This is a genomic window from Pseudoalteromonas sp. MMG033, from assembly GCF_057197785.1.
This window is the reverse complement of record NZ_CM170070.1, coordinates 566,578-580,884: the sequence shown is the minus strand read 5'-3', so window position 1 is coordinate 580,884 and position 14,307 is coordinate 566,578. Positions and strand designations below refer to the sequence as shown.

The window sequence follows — 14,307 nt, the reverse complement described above, 5'->3', positions numbered from 1 at the left end:
AACAGAGCTTGCAAAAAGCAAAGATGAGCAAATTTTTTATTCACTTACTGGTTGGGTAAGTGGTCACCTTAAACAAAGGAACAGCATGCGCGGTTTAGCCTTATTTTGTATCCTAGCATTGGCTTTCATAACATCCCCGGCACACACTCAAGTTGGTACCGTGTTGAAGGGCCCTAAAGGCGTTGATTATGGCCTTGAAGGGCGTTCAGTTGGCCCTATTCGCTCTTCAGACACGTTGTGGCGCATAGCACAAAAAATCAGACCTGATGATTCAGTCACCATTTATCAGGTTATGAAAGCTTTGTATGACAAAAACCCCGGCGCATTTTTAGATCAAAACCTTAACCACATGCGTGATGGCGCGTATCTACGTATCCCAACATTGGCAGAAATCAGACGAGTCAATCCAGGCATCGCAAAACAAAAATCAGATCAAGACGATGTGCTGTGGGAGCGTAAGAAAAATGGCACTTTAAATCAATCTGATATAGATGATGCCAAAAAACGCGTGACACAGGCGCGTAAAGTTGACGTTGAGCAGGCGCAAAAAGCCTTGACTAATCAGCTTAGAAATTTACGCATGGAACAAGACTCTAAGCTGCTTGATTTGCAAAACCAGTTCAAGTCTTCAGTGCAAAATGTGGAAGATATCTTAGAAGAGAATAACCAGCTTAGAAAGCAGTTGAGTAGTATTTCTGATGAACTACAAAATGTTCGAGATCAGCTTGGTAAAGACAGTGAGATCCAACAGCAGTTAAAAGTTGTGATTGATATGCAGAGCGAGATGATTGCGCAACAAGAAGCTGATAAAAAAGCGGCTGAAGAATCAAGTTTGAGCAAAACGCTGTCTAACCCAGTTGTGATTGCCCTACTGGCGACGATACCTGCGCTGCTTATCATAGGTCTTGTGCTCTTTATGCGTAAACGCAAGCAAGCAGCTGAAAGTAGTGCAGAAGATGATGAGTTCTTACCTCAAGCGCCAGCAGCCGCCGCGGCTGCAGCAACAGCAGGCGCTGCAACTGCGGCAGCCGCAGCAGATCCGCTTGATCTCGATATGCCAGTCACAGATGACATCTCTCCATTGGATGAGAGTGTCCAGCTTGATGACGACATTCTGCCAGAAGATGATGACATTGTGTTTGATGCTTTGGACGATGAAGATGATGGCTTTGAGACAGGCAGTAGTACGCTTGATCAAGATGAGCTAGATAGTCTACTCAACGACGATATTGTTTTTGATGATGAATCGCCATCGGAGGATGCGTCGGACGATATCGATGATTTCTTACAGCAAAGCTTTGATTCGACTGATGATGCTTTAGGTGATGAAGTAACGTTAGATGTTGAAGAAAACACCTCTGGTGGGGACGATATTTTAAGTGCTGACGATATTGATGATTTATTCAATGAGGTTGGTGATGAGCAAGATGACACACTTGATGTAAGTGATGATGCATTAGCAGCTTTAAGCGAAGAACTGGCTGAAGAGCCTGATGTCGCTGGCGATGATACGTTAGATCTGGATGATATTGATAGTTTAATCGATGAGGCGGCAGCAGAACCCCCAAAGCCTGATGAGGCTGAAGGAGTAGCTGATACTGATAGCATCTTAAGTGCAGATGATATTGACGATTTGCTTGATGGTGCATTAGACGAAGATGACCTTGTTAATGAAGAGGATGGCTTAGAACTTGACGATGTTGATAGCTTAATCGATGACGCTCAGCAAGCCTCTGAAGAGCAGCAAGATATAGATGATTTGCTTTCTCAAGCGGAGCAAGAAAGTGAATTGGCAGGTGAAGATGACATTGACGCCTTGCTGGCGCAGGCGAATCCAGAGCCTGAGGTGACACAAGAACTGGGCGAAGAGAGCCTAGATGATGTTGACGATATTTTAGCAAGCGTAGCTGAAGAAGAAACGACCCCTGAGCTTGATCTTGAGGAAACAGACCTTGCTGTTGAGGATGATTTAGACGATATCGATGATTTACTTGCTGATGTTGGTGATGAAGGCACTGAAACTGAGCTTGAAGCAGGCATTGATGAGCTTGTTGCTGAAGAAGAGGTCGCGTCTGAGCTAGACGCTCATGAAACAGAGCTCGATGTTGAAGATGACTTAAGCGATATCGATGATTTACTTGCTGGTGTTGGTGATGAAGGCATTGAGACTGAGCTTGAAGCAGGCATTGATGAGCTTGTTGCTGAAGAAGAGGTCGCGCATGAACTAGGCGTCGAGAAAACAGAGCTCGATGTTGAAGATGATTTAGGCGATATCGATGATTTACTTGCTGATGTTGGTGATGAAGGCATTGAGACTGAGCTTGAAGCAGGAATTGATGAGCTTGTTGCTGAAGAAGAGGTCGCGCCTGAACTAGGCGTCGAGAAAACAGAGCTCGATGTTGAAGATGATTTACTTGCTGATGTTGGTGATGAAGGCATTGAGACTGAGCTTCAAGCAGGCATTGATGAGCTTGTTGCTGAAGAAGAGGTCGCGCCTGAACTAGACGTCGAGAAAACAGAGTTCGATGTTGAAGATGATTTAGGCGATATTGATGATTTACTTGCCGATGTTGGTGATGAAGGCATTGAGACTGAGCTTGAAGCAGGCATTGATGAGCTTGTTGCTGAAGAAGAGGTCACGCCTGAACTAGACGTCGAGAAAACAGAGTTCGATGTTGAAGATGACTTAGGCGATATCGATGATTTACTTGCCGATGATGGTGATGAAGGCACTGACACTGAGCTTGAAATTGGAGTTGATGAGCTAGTTGCTAAAGGTGCAGATAATGCGCATGAGCAGTCAATTTCTCCATTAGGTACTTCAAATGTAGAAGCTGGTCATTTGGATGGAATGATTGATGAAGACGTTGATCTACCTGAAATATCGGAACAGTACACTGAGCTAGAAACAGAGCCTGAGTTAGAAACAGAGCCTGAGTTAGAAACAGAGCCTGAGTTAGAAACAGAGCCTGAGTTAGAAACAGAGCCTGAGTTAGAAACAGAGCCTGAACTAGAAGCAGAACCTGAGCTAGAAACAGAGCCTGAGTTAGAAACAGAGCCTGAGTTAGAAACAGAGCCTGAACTAGAAGCAGAACCTGAGCTAGAAGCAGAGCCTGAGCTAGAAGCTGAACTTGGTCTAGAAGATGAGCTTGGTCTAGAAGATGAGCTTGGTCTAGAAGATGAGCTTGGTCTAGAAGATGAGCTTGGTCTAGAAGATGAGCTTGGTCTAGAAGATGAGCTTGGTCTAGAAGATGAGCTTGGTCTAGAAGATGAACTTGGTCTAGAAGATGAGCTTGGTTTAGAAGGTGAGCTTGGTCTAGAAGAAGAACCTGAGCTAGAAGCAGAGCCTGAGCTAGAAGTAGAGCCTGAGCTAGAAGTAGAGCCTGAGCTAGATGCAGAGCCTGAGCTAGAAGCAGAGCCTGAGCTAGAAGCAGAGCCTGAACTAGAAGCAGAGCCTGAACTAGAAGCAGAGCCTGAGCTAGAAGCAGAGCCTGAGCTAGAAGCAGAGCCTGAACTAGAAGCTGAACCTGAGTTAGAAGTAGAACCTGAGTTAGAAGTAGAACCTGAGTTAGAAGTAGAACCTGAGTTAGAAGCAGAACCTGAGTTAGAAGCAGAGCTTGAGTTAGAAGCAGAGCCTGAGTTAGAAGCTGAACTTGGTCTAGAAGATGAGCTTGGTCTAGAAGATGAACTTGGTCTAGAAGATGAACTTGGTCTAGAAGATGAACTTGGTCTAGAAGACGAGCCAGAGCTAGAAGATGAGCTTGGTCTAGAAGGTGAGCTTGGTCTAGAAGGTGAGCTTGGTCTAGAAGATGAGCTTGGTCTAGAAGATGAACTTGGTCTAGAAGACGAGCTTGGTCTAGAAGACGAGCCAGAGCTAGAAGCAGAACCTGAGTTAGAAGCAGAACCTGAGTTAGAAGCAGAACCTGAGTTAGAAGCAGAACCTGAGTTAGAAGCAGAGCCTGAGTTAGAAGCAGAGCCTGAGTTAGAAGCAGAGCCAGAGCTAGAAGCAGAGCCTGAACTAGAAGTAGAGCCAGAACTAGAAGCAGAGCCAGAACTAGAAGCAGAGCCAGAACTAGAAGCAGAGCCAGAACTAGAAGCAGAGCCAGAACTAGAAGCAGAGCCAGAATTAGAAGCAGAGCCTGAGTTAGAAGCAGAGCCAGAGCTAGAAGCAGAGCCTGAACTAGAAGCAGAGCCTGAACTAGAAGTAGAGCCAGAACTAGAAGCAGAGCCAGAACTAGAAGCAGAGCCAGAACTAGAAGCGGAGCCAGAACTAGAAGCAGAGCCAGAATTAGAAGCAGAGCAAGAACTAGAAGCAGAGCCAGAATTAGAAGCAGAGCCAGAACTAGAAGCAGAGCCAGAGTTAGAAGCAGAGCCAGAGTTAGAAGCAGAGCCAGAGTTAGAAGCAGAGCCTGAACTAGAAGCAGAGCCTGAACTAGAAGCAGAGCCTGAACTAGAAGCAGAGCCTGAACTAGAAGCAGAGCCTGAACTAGAAGCAGAGCCTGAACTAGAAGCAGAGCCTGAACTAGAAGCAGAGCCTGAACTAGAAGCAGAGCTTGAGTTAGAAGCAGAGCCTGAGTTAGAAGCAGAGCCTGAGTTAGAAGCAGAGCCTGAGTTAGAAGCTGAACTTAGTCTAGAAGATGAGCTTGGTCTAGAAGCAGAGCCAGAACTAGAAGCAGAGCCAGAACTAGAAGCAGAGCCAGAACTAGAAGCAGAGCCTGAGTTAGAAGCGGAGCCTGAGCTAGAAGCTGAGCTTGAACTAGAAGACGAGCCTGAATTAGAAGCAGAGCCAGAACTAGAAGCAGAGCCAGAACTAGAAGCAGAGCCAGAACTAGAAGCAGAGCCAGAACTAGAAGCAGAGCCTGAGTTAGAAGCTGAACCTGAATTAGAAGCAGAGCCTGAATTAGAAGCAGAGCCTGAATTAGAAGCAGAACCTGAGCTAGAAGCAGAACCTGAGCTAGAAGCAGAACCTGAGCTAGAAGCAGAACCTGAGCTAGAAGCAGAACCTGAGCTAGAAGCAGAGCCTGAACTAGAAGCAGAGCCTGAGTTAGAAGCAGAGCCTGAGTTAGAAGCAGAGCCTGAGTTAGAAGCAGAGCCTGAGTTAGAAGCAGAGCCTGAGTTAGAAGCAGAGCCTGAGTTAGAAGCAGAGCCTGAGTTAGAAGCAGAGCCTGAGTTAGAAGCTGAACTTAGTCTAGAAGATGAGCTTGGTCTAGAAGCAGAGCCTGAGTTAGAAGCAGAGCCTGAGTTAGAAGCAGAGCCTGAGTTAGAAGCTGAACTTAGTCTAGAAGATGAGCTTGGTCTAGAAGCAGAGCCAGAACTAGAAGCAGAGCCAGAACTAGAAGCAGAGCCAGAACTAGAAGCAGAGCCAGAACTAGAAGCAGAGCCAGAACTAGAAGCAGAGCCAGAACTAGAAGCAGAGCCAGAACTAGAAGCAGAGCCTGAACTAGAAGCAGAGCCTGAACTAGAAGCAGAGCCTGAGTTAGAAGCAGAGCCTGAGTTAGAAGCAGAGTCTGAGTTAGAAGCAGAGCCTGAGTTAGAAGCAGAGCCTGAGTTAGAAGCAGAGCCTGAACTAGAAGCAGAGCCAGAACTAGAAGCAGAGCCTGAGTTAGAAGCTGAACCTGAATTAGAAGCAGAGCCTGAATTAGAAGCAGAGCCTGAATTAGAAGCAGAGCCTGAATTAGAAGCAGAGCCTGAATTAGAAGCAGAGCCTGAATTAGAAGCAGAGCCTGAATTAGAAGCAGAGCCTGAGTTAGAAGCAGAGCCTGAGTTAGAAGCTGAACTTAGTCTAGAAGATGAGCTTGGTCTAGAAGCAGAACCTGAACTAGAAGCAGAACCTGAACTAGAAGCAGAACCTGAACTAGAAGCAGAATCTGAGCTGGATCTAGAAGCCGGATCAGATCTACAAAGCTTGATGTCTGATATAGATGGTATTGAGCCTCAGAATGTTGATGACATGCTAGAGGAGCTTGAAGCTGAAGCCGAATTAGCGTCTTTAGATGAAGCATTATTGGCAGAAGATGGAGAGATAGACTTAGGGGACGATCCGTTAGGTGATGAAGTTGATCTGCTTGCAGACGAGCCTTTACCTGAGCCGGATTTAGTGACACCCAGTGCTCAACTAGAAAGTTACCCAGAACTTGAGCTTGAAGAAATTGAAGCGCAAGAAATCTCTTTGGCTGAGGAGCCGTTCACGGAAGAAATGAGTGAAACGGAGCGCCAGCTTGCGCAGAGCCTTGAAAGCCAACGTGATTTAAATGCAGATATTGACGGCGATCTTGAAGCGTCCTTTGAGGATGACTTAGACGATTTATTTGGTGATTTAGATGATGAGGCTCAAGCAAGCGAGTCGTCTAATTTAGAGACGGACACCTTATCTGAATTATCCAATGCGCAAGACTTAACACTTGACGATGCACTAGAAGACGAACTGGACGACCTAGGTATTGATTTAGATACCCCATTTGATGAAGATGCCGCGCTGGCTGCGATGGATGAAGAGGTGCCTAGCGAACCTACCCAAAGTGCTCCTGAGCAAGTTCAAGCGCCACAAGATCTCGAAATTGATTTAGACACACCTTTTGACGAATCTGCTGCATTAGCATCATTGGAAGCTGAAGCGCCATTAACAGATGAACCTGAGGAGCTTAGCAGCGCTGAACTTGATCAAGATATGGGGATATCTGACTCTGAATTGGAGCTAGATGTAAGCGCAGATCCAGATGCATTTTTAGCGGAACTTGATGAAGTGGCCGAAGCGGGTAGCGAAGTTGAGCCGCCTGTTGATATTGATGAAAATGCCATTGAAGATGCCTTTATGGCCGATCTTGAAGGCACTGACTTTAATGCCTTACTGGATGAGTTTGCTGAACCTGAAGCGCTTGATAGGGAGCAAGAACCAGAACTTGAGGTCGACTTCGATGCATTACTAAGTGAGGACTTAGATGATAAGTTCGAAATTGAGGAGGATACGCAGCAAGTTGAACCTTCCTCAATGCCTGAAGATTTTCTAGAGATTGATGACTTACTCGCAGAAAGTGATGATGCCGTGACGAATGAAGAGCCGTATCAAGAGCCAAATATGGATGTGGGGTTAGATGATTTTGATGAGCTACTTGCAGGCGATAATCCAACGGATGTGGATTTAGAAGAAGGCGGGTTCTCGGCAAAATTAGACTTGGCGAGAGCATATCTTGAAATAGAAGATTTTGACTCGGCAGTGTCCGCGTTAGACGATGTGATGGAGAATGGTCCTGAGTCTGTTCAAGAAGAAGCTAGGTTACTTAAAGAGCAGATAAAATAACTATGATGACATGATAAAGGGGGGCGATATCGCCCCCCTTTGCTTTTATTCCCAGCGCCAATAGCATAAAATGCCCGGCTATAATTTAGTGAAGAGTTTGCAAGTGTATGCGTGTAGTACTAGGTATCGAGTATAACGGTGGCAATTATTCAGGCTGGCAACGTCAAAGTCATGTGAGTAGTGTCCAAGAAGAAATTGAAACAGCGCTTTCGCGGATCTGTAATCATCCTGTTGAAATCGTATGTGCAGGTCGCACAGATGCAGGAGTGCATGCGACAGGGCAGTTAGTTCATTTTGATACTGATGCTGATCGTGAAATGAGTGCGTTTACACTTGGTATGAACTCTCAATTACCTGACGATATCGCTGTGCGTTTTGCACAGCAAGTTGATGATGAATTCCATGCACGCTTTAGTGCAACAGCAAGGCGATATCGCTATGTGATTTATAACCACACATATCGTCCGGGCATATTAAGAAATGGCGTGACGCACTTCCATCACCCGTTAGATGAAAAAAGAATGCAGGCGGCCTGTCACCATATGCTAGGTGAGCAAGACTTTACTTCTTTCAGAGCGGTACATTGCCAATCGAATACGCCGTTTAGAAATATTCACCACCTACAGGTTGATAGATTTGGTGATTATGTTGTTATTGATGTGAAAGCCAATGCATTTTTACACCATATGGTGAGAAATATCACAGGGTGTTTACTAGACATAGGCATTGGTGAGCAATCGCCTGATTGGATGGCAGAGCTGTTGGCTTTAAAAGACAGAACACAGGCAAGTGCAACGGCTAAACCAAATGGCTTGTACTTAGTGGATGTTGATTACCCTGAAAAATGGGGAATTCCTAAAATGTCAGTGGGTCCACTGTTTTTGCCGGAAGTTGAGATCAAAAAATAATTATTACTTAGGCGTGGATGAAACTGCATAAGCTATTTAATTATAAGCGATAACATTCCTTATACTGTGCATTAAAATCTCAGTTCCTCACGCGTCTATTACTTGTTAAGACTACTAAGACCAGTTTTTTATACCGCTGTTGCCTTAAACATGTTTTAATTGGGAAAATCTGTCTGTGTGCACAGACTAATATACAGAATAAAGACAAGAGAGTTGCCAATGAGTTGGTTAGAAAAAATCTTGCCTAAAGCTGCTAAATCGGCAGGTAAGAAAGAGGTTCCGGAAGGAGTATGGGCAAAATGTACAGCCTGTGATTCCATCTTATACAAAGCTGAGTTAGAGAAGTCGCTTTATGTATGTCCTAAGTGTGACAATCATATGCGTATTTCAGCGCGTGAGCGCCTAGAGCGTTTCCTAGATGACGGTGAGCTTGTGGAATTAGGCACTGAGTTTGAGCCACAAGATGTATTGAAGTTTAAAGACTCCAAAAAGTACTCTGACCGTATTACTGCTGCACAAAAAGTCAGTGGTGAAAAAGATGCGCTGATCGCGATGAAAGGTCGCTTGAAAGGCATGCCAGTTGCGGCAGTTGCATTTGAATTCTCATTCATGGGCGGTTCAATGGCGTCTGTTGTAGGTGCGCGCTTTGTTGCTGCTGTGAATGAGTGTCTTGAGCACAATATGCCGCTAATTTGTTTCTCGGCATCAGGCGGTGCACGAATGCAAGAAGCGTTATTTTCACTGATGCAAATGGCTAAAACCAGTGCTGCACTTGCAAAAATGAGTGAGCAAGGTTTACCGTTTATCTCTGTATTAACGAACCCGACTATGGGTGGTGTATCAGCGTCATTAGCAATGCTTGGTGATATCAACGTGGGTGAGCCAAAAGCACTGATTGGTTTCGCAGGTCCTCGTGTAATCGAGCAAACAGTACGTGAAACCTTACCTGAAGGTTTCCAGCGCAGTGAGTTCTTATTAGAGCACGGTGCGATTGATGTGATTATTGACCGTCGTGAAATGCGTGACTCTCTAGCACGTATGATTTCTAAGTTTATGGACTTGCCTTCTACAGAACAAGAGCATAGAGTAGCGTAAATTTTTCGAAATTGAGCTAGCTATGTCACACATCAAACCTAGCCAATCATCGAGCTTAGATGATTGGCTTTGTTATTTAGAGCAACTGCACCCTGCAAATATCGAAATGGGGTTAGAGCGTGTTGCCCAAGTCGCAAACAATATCCATTTACTTGATACCCCCAGTAAAATCATATTGATCGGTGGCACTAACGGTAAAGGCACAACCGCTCGCTGTATGGAAGCGATGTTACTTGTACAAGGCTATTCAGTTGGTACCTACGCTTCCCCGCATCTTATCCGCTACAATGAGCGCGTGCGTATTAATGGTCAAGAATTGGCAGACCAAGATCATGTGGATGCGTTTTATCAATTGGAGCAAGGCCGCGGCGAAACGCAGTTGACCTATTTTGAATATGGGACGCTTGGTGCGCTTGCTCTATTCAAACGCTATGAAGTGGATTATGTGCTGCTTGAAGTGGGGTTAGGTGGTAGATACGATGCAACAAACATTGTCACACCTTATGCCAGCATTATTACTACAATCGATCTCGACCATAAAGAATATCTAGGTGATACACGTGAGCTTGTAGGATACGACAAAGCGGGCATTTTTAGAACGAACACCCCTGCGATCGTAGGCGATCTGAATATCCCTCATACTGTCACGGATTATGGTGATGAAATTAACGCAGATATGATTTTATCAAAGCGTGATTTTGTCTTCACACCACTTGATAATGGTTTGCGCTGGCAGTATCAAGAGTATGATATGACGCTCACACAGCCTAGTATTCCTGCACAGAATGTAGCAACTGCGTTGACGGCGTTAGCGCGATTAGACCTGCTACCTGAGCAGGAAAAAATACCTAAGCTATTAGATAATTTACAGGTAGAAGGGCGCTTTCAAAAGCTCAGTGACTCTCCTTTAGTGTACACAGATGTTGCCCATAACCCAGAATCAGCGCGTTATTTACGTACAAAGTTACTCGACTTAAAAAATCAGGGCTTTAAAATTAATGTCTTAGTCGCTATGCTTGCTGATAAAGACAAAGCTGCTGTCATTAATGAGTTGAGTGATGTTGTAGATCATTGGACATGTGCTTCCCTCAGTGGACCAAGAGCGGAAAGTGCCGACAATATGCGTGCAGTGTTAGGGCAGGTGCAGCAACATGATGTTGCAGCATATGAATCTGTGCACCTAGCACTTGATGCATTGTTACCTGCACAAGAAGCCAACTCAGCACTTATTATTTTTGGCTCATTCTTTACGGTTGCAGATGCCATACAGTATTGGAAAAAATAGAGAGTAAGACGTGAACTCAGGATTTGTAAATCGCCTCGTAGGTACCAGTATCATAGTGATTGCTGCCATTGTATTTATTCCAAATATTTTGGATGGCGAAAAAGTGCACTATAAAGAGGGGTTCCAACAAATTCCTGAGCGACCAGAGTTTTCATCTATTGATCTTCAAGAGACGGTAGAGGCGCGCGCAGAATTAGCTGTGCAGCCAAAACCTGAAGTGGTAGAGGATATTCAAGCAGATGATATCTCTGCAGATATAAACCTAGATGATACATCGGTAGTCTCAAATGATGCAGAGGCGAGCTCACCGGCAGAAACGCAGGCTGTGCCATCTGAACCAGAGACGCAGAAAGTCGCTGACGTACCAGTCGAGCAAGTTGAGTCTCAATTTAAGCAACCGATTGAAGAGCCAGTAGCAGAGCCAAAGAAAGCTGCGACTGTTGAGGTAAAAGCGCCTGAGCTTGAGCGCCCTGAGCATTCTAACTTTTCAAAAATGGCGTATGTAATTCAACTGGGTAGCTTTTCTCACAAAGCCAATGTTGATGCGTTAACAGCAAAACTTAAGCTCAATGGTTTTAAAACCTTTACTCGTCCCGTTAAAACACCCAACGGTACTTTAACGAAAGTATTTGTTGGACCAGATTTAAATAAGCAAAAACTTGAAGCTAAGTTACCAGAATTAAAGAAGTTAACTAAACTTAATGGCCGCCTTACGCAATTTAAGGTTGCAAAATGATCTGGCAATTCTAGGAAGTGTCTTATAAAATGTGCCCAAAATTAACGACTTGTTGGTTATTATGATTTGGGTTGATTACGCCATATTTACAGTTGTCGGTATTTCTACCTTTTTTGGCCTGATACGCGGCTTTGTAAAAGAAGCTATGTCCCTTGTAGTTTGGGTTGGCGCATTCTTTATATCCAGTCTATTTTATCAATACCTATCCACTTTCCTTACCTTTGTTTCAGAACCCCTATTAAGAAACGCAGCAGCAATAGCCATACTATTTGTCGCAACGCTGGTATTAGGTGGATTAGTTAATTTTATATTGGGTGAACTTGTACAGCGTACAGGATTATCTGGCACAGACCGTGTTGTTGGCATCTTATTTGGTGCTATGCGCGGTGTATTAGTCGTCAGCGCCCTGTTGTTCTTTCTCGATGCTTTCACCAAAGCCCCAGATACAGATTGGTGGAAGGCGTCGGTAGTAATCCCTGAATTTGGATTTGTGATTGAGTGGTTTTTCTCTTATTTGGAGAACAATTCGAGCTTTTTAAATTCAGCAAACCGTTAATCGGCGAGGAATTTTTTAATGTGTGGTATCGTTGGGATAGTCGGAACATCTCCTGTTAATCAGGCTTTGTATGACGGCTTAACTGTTTTGCAACACCGCGGTCAAGATGCAGCGGGCATCATTACCATTGACAACAATACGTTTAGCCTTCGCAAGGCAAACGGCTTGGTAAAAGACGTGTTTCACACACGTCACATGAAACGACTACAGGGCAACATTGGTATTGGCCATGTGCGTTACCCTACAGCAGGCTCTTCAAGTTCTGCGGAAGCGCAGCCTTTCTACGTAAACTCTCCATTTGGTATCTCATTAGCGCACAATGGTAATTTGACCAATGCTGCGGAGTTAAAAGAGCGTTTGTTTACCAAGGCTAGACGTCATGTAAATACAACATCAGACTCTGAGATCCTGCTAAACATCCTTGCTTATGAGCTAGGTTGCAGTGACAAAATGAAGCTGGATGCAGATGACATGTTTACCGCAATTGCCGCGGTGAATGCGCAGTGTTCAGGTGGTTATGCAAGTATCGCAATGATCATTGGTCACGGCATGTTAGCGTTCCGTGACCCGCATGGTATTCGCCCATTGGTATTTGGTAAACGTGACACAGACAATGGTACTGAATACATGTTTGCTTCTGAAAGCGTAGCATTGGCGACAGATGGCTTTGACTTCGTGCGTGATGTTGCCCCAGGTGAAGCGATTTACGTGACTGAAGATGGCCAGTTCTTCTCAAAAATGTGCGCAGATAAAACCATGTTAGCGCCATGTATTTTTGAGTTTGTTTATTTTGCTCGTCCAGACTCAACCATCGACAACATGTCGGTTTATGCTTCACGCGTAAATATGGGCACCAAGCTAGGTGAAAAAATACAACGTGAGTGGGCGGATAAAGACATTGATGTGGTTATTCCAATCCCTGAGACCTCATGTGATATCGCCCTTGAGATTGCTTCTGTACTCAACCTGCCATATCGTCAAGGCTTTGTGAAAAATCGCTATATTGGCCGTACTTTCATCATGCCAGGACAAGAACAGCGTAAGAAGTCAGTACGTCGCAAGCTTAATGCCATCGACAGAGAGTTTGTTGGCAAAAATGTGCTATTAGTGGATGATTCAATCGTACGTGGTACTACCTCGGCGCAAATCGTTGAAATGGCAAGAGAAGCAGGTGCTAAAAATGTTTACTTTGCATCAGCTGCCCCTGAAGTACGCTTCCCGAACGTATACGGTATCGATATGCCATCTGCAGCTGAGCTAATCGCGCATGGTCGTGAGCTTGAGGACATCAATGCGAGCATCGGCTCTGACGGTCTGATTTATCAGTCACTTGAAGATTTAATTGCAGCAGTTCGCATTGAAAACCCTGAGATCAGCCAGTTTGAAACATCGGTATTTGACGGTCAGTACATCACAGGTGACGTTGATCAGGATTACCTAAACCGTATCGATGCACTGAGAAATGACTCGGCAAAATCAACGCGTGAGCAAGCGATGTCAGCGAGCTTAGAGCTACATAATCAGGAAACTGGCGAAGGCGAATAAGCAACGCATGAACTTGAATATGTAAAAAAGGGCGATGGTGAATACCATCGCCCTTTTAGTTTGATTTCGTTTTTAGGATAAAAGCAAAGGTAGCGCGAATCACCACGCTACCCTAAGTAAATGTAGGGCTAATTATGCCATTCGTCCATAAAATAGCCGTTGCAGCAAGAATGATCACCAATAAAATAAGTCCACAGGTGACCATTGAGCTGGCGTAGATAAAGCCTCTCTCTTCGGGAATATGCATGAGAATAGGCACACCCGTGTAGAGTAAGTAGACGGAGTAGGCGACAGAGATTGTGCCAACACTGACCATAAACCAAAGCTCAGGATAAATGGCGGCAATGGCTGACATAAAGAGTGGCGTTGAAGTGTAAGCTGCCAGCTCAAGGGTTTGCGTAAAAGTTGGCGCGGCGCCAAAGGTGACCGCCATCCAATGCGCTAAATAGGCAAGTGCAAATACACCGATGATCAGTGCAAAGTACATAGCAATTGCAATGAGCAGCGCACTTTCATGAGTAAGGTATACCGCATCTCCTGTACCAATTTTCCAACCTAAATGAACAGAAGAAATATATCCCATAATACTTGGGATCAGGGCTATTACTATCATATGGGATAGGCTAAAGCTGGCATTTTCATGATGGTTGTCAATCGTCTGCCACTCCTCAATTGGGTGAGCATAGAGCCCCCACAAGTGGTTTAAAATCATACAAAGCCTCTCTTTTTTTGAGTGTTTTTTACACAGCTTCAATTAACATATGAAATATTGGTTAAATTTTGTCAAGCAACTCGGGTTAAACGACAGGTGTACTTGATCCTAAACAATCAAGCCATGTTATTTCCGCCATGCCAAGATAGAGTGGCATGGTGAGTGTGTGATAG

Annotated in this window: 8 protein-coding genes; 7 read left to right on the top strand and 1 reads right to left on the bottom strand. The window is 44.7% G+C overall.

The features are described 5' to 3' along the window. The first annotated feature begins 85 nt into the window (after positions 1 to 85). The 7 genes from AC2CZC_RS02670 to purF all read left to right on the top strand — a co-directional run bounded on the left by AC2CZC_RS02670 (position 86) and on the right by purF (position 13,422). Positions 86 to 7,297: a FimV/HubP family polar landmark protein gene (locus tag AC2CZC_RS02670; protein ID WP_484583739.1), complete on the top strand. Its 7,212-nt coding sequence runs from the start codon at positions 86 to 88 to the stop codon at positions 7,295 to 7,297. 107 nt (positions 7,298 to 7,404) lie between these two features. After that, positions 7,405 to 8,205: a tRNA pseudouridine(38-40) synthase TruA gene (gene truA / locus AC2CZC_RS02665; RefSeq protein ID WP_284020309.1), complete on the top strand. Its 801-nt coding sequence runs from the start codon at positions 7,405 to 7,407 to the stop codon at positions 8,203 to 8,205. Positions 8,206 to 8,424: 219 nt separating this feature from the next. Then, positions 8,425 to 9,300, top strand: a complete 876-nt coding sequence (accD, locus tag AC2CZC_RS02660; protein WP_046357907.1) for an acetyl-CoA carboxylase, carboxyltransferase subunit beta — start codon at positions 8,425 to 8,427, stop codon at positions 9,298 to 9,300. A 22-nt stretch (positions 9,301 to 9,322) separates the two neighbouring features. Further along, positions 9,323 to 10,585, top strand: coding sequence for a bifunctional tetrahydrofolate synthase/dihydrofolate synthase (gene folC, locus AC2CZC_RS02655; protein ID WP_484583738.1), 1,263 nt, complete (start codon positions 9,323 to 9,325; stop codon positions 10,583 to 10,585). Between the two features lie 10 nt (positions 10,586 to 10,595). After that, positions 10,596 to 11,321 carry an SPOR domain-containing protein gene (locus AC2CZC_RS02650; protein ID WP_484583737.1) on the top strand — a complete coding sequence of 242 codons (726 nt, stop codon included), beginning with the start codon at positions 10,596 to 10,598 and terminating at the stop codon, positions 11,319 to 11,321. A 61-nt stretch (positions 11,322 to 11,382) separates the two neighbouring features. Beyond that, the gene (locus tag AC2CZC_RS02645; RefSeq protein ID WP_039608475.1) at positions 11,383 to 11,877 is read left to right on the top strand and encodes a CvpA family protein; all 495 of its coding nucleotides are present in this window, start codon (positions 11,383 to 11,385) and stop codon (positions 11,875 to 11,877) included. Positions 11,878 to 11,895: 18 nt separating this feature from the next. Continuing rightward, positions 11,896 to 13,422 carry an amidophosphoribosyltransferase gene (gene purF, locus AC2CZC_RS02640; RefSeq protein WP_039608476.1) on the top strand — a complete coding sequence of 509 codons (1,527 nt, stop codon included), beginning with the start codon at positions 11,896 to 11,898 and terminating at the stop codon, positions 13,420 to 13,422. A 112-nt stretch (positions 13,423 to 13,534) separates the two neighbouring features. Here purF and AC2CZC_RS02635 read toward each other — a convergent pair whose 3' ends face one another. Further along, on the bottom strand, positions 13,535 to 14,134 hold the full coding sequence (locus AC2CZC_RS02635; protein ID WP_484583736.1) for a Yip1 family protein: 600 nt from the start codon (positions 14,132 to 14,134) through the stop codon (positions 13,535 to 13,537). Positions 14,135 to 14,307 lie beyond the last annotated feature (173 nt).

Coding starts and splice junctions, on each gene's coding strand:
- AC2CZC_RS02670 (WP_484583739.1), top strand. CDS start 86: ATGCGCGGTTTAGCCTTATTTTGTATCCTAGCATTGGCTTTCATAACA.
- truA (WP_284020309.1), top strand. CDS start 7,405: ATGCGTGTAGTACTAGGTATCGAGTATAACGGTGGCAATTATTCAGGC.
- accD (WP_046357907.1), top strand. CDS start 8,425: ATGAGTTGGTTAGAAAAAATCTTGCCTAAAGCTGCTAAATCGGCAGGT.
- folC (WP_484583738.1), top strand. CDS start 9,323: ATGTCACACATCAAACCTAGCCAATCATCGAGCTTAGATGATTGGCTT.
- AC2CZC_RS02645 (WP_039608475.1), top strand. CDS start 11,383: ATGATTTGGGTTGATTACGCCATATTTACAGTTGTCGGTATTTCTACC.
- purF (WP_039608476.1), top strand. CDS start 11,896: ATGTGTGGTATCGTTGGGATAGTCGGAACATCTCCTGTTAATCAGGCT.
- AC2CZC_RS02635 (WP_484583736.1), bottom strand. CDS start 14,134: ATGATTTTAAACCACTTGTGGGGGCTCTATGCTCACCCAATTGAGGAG.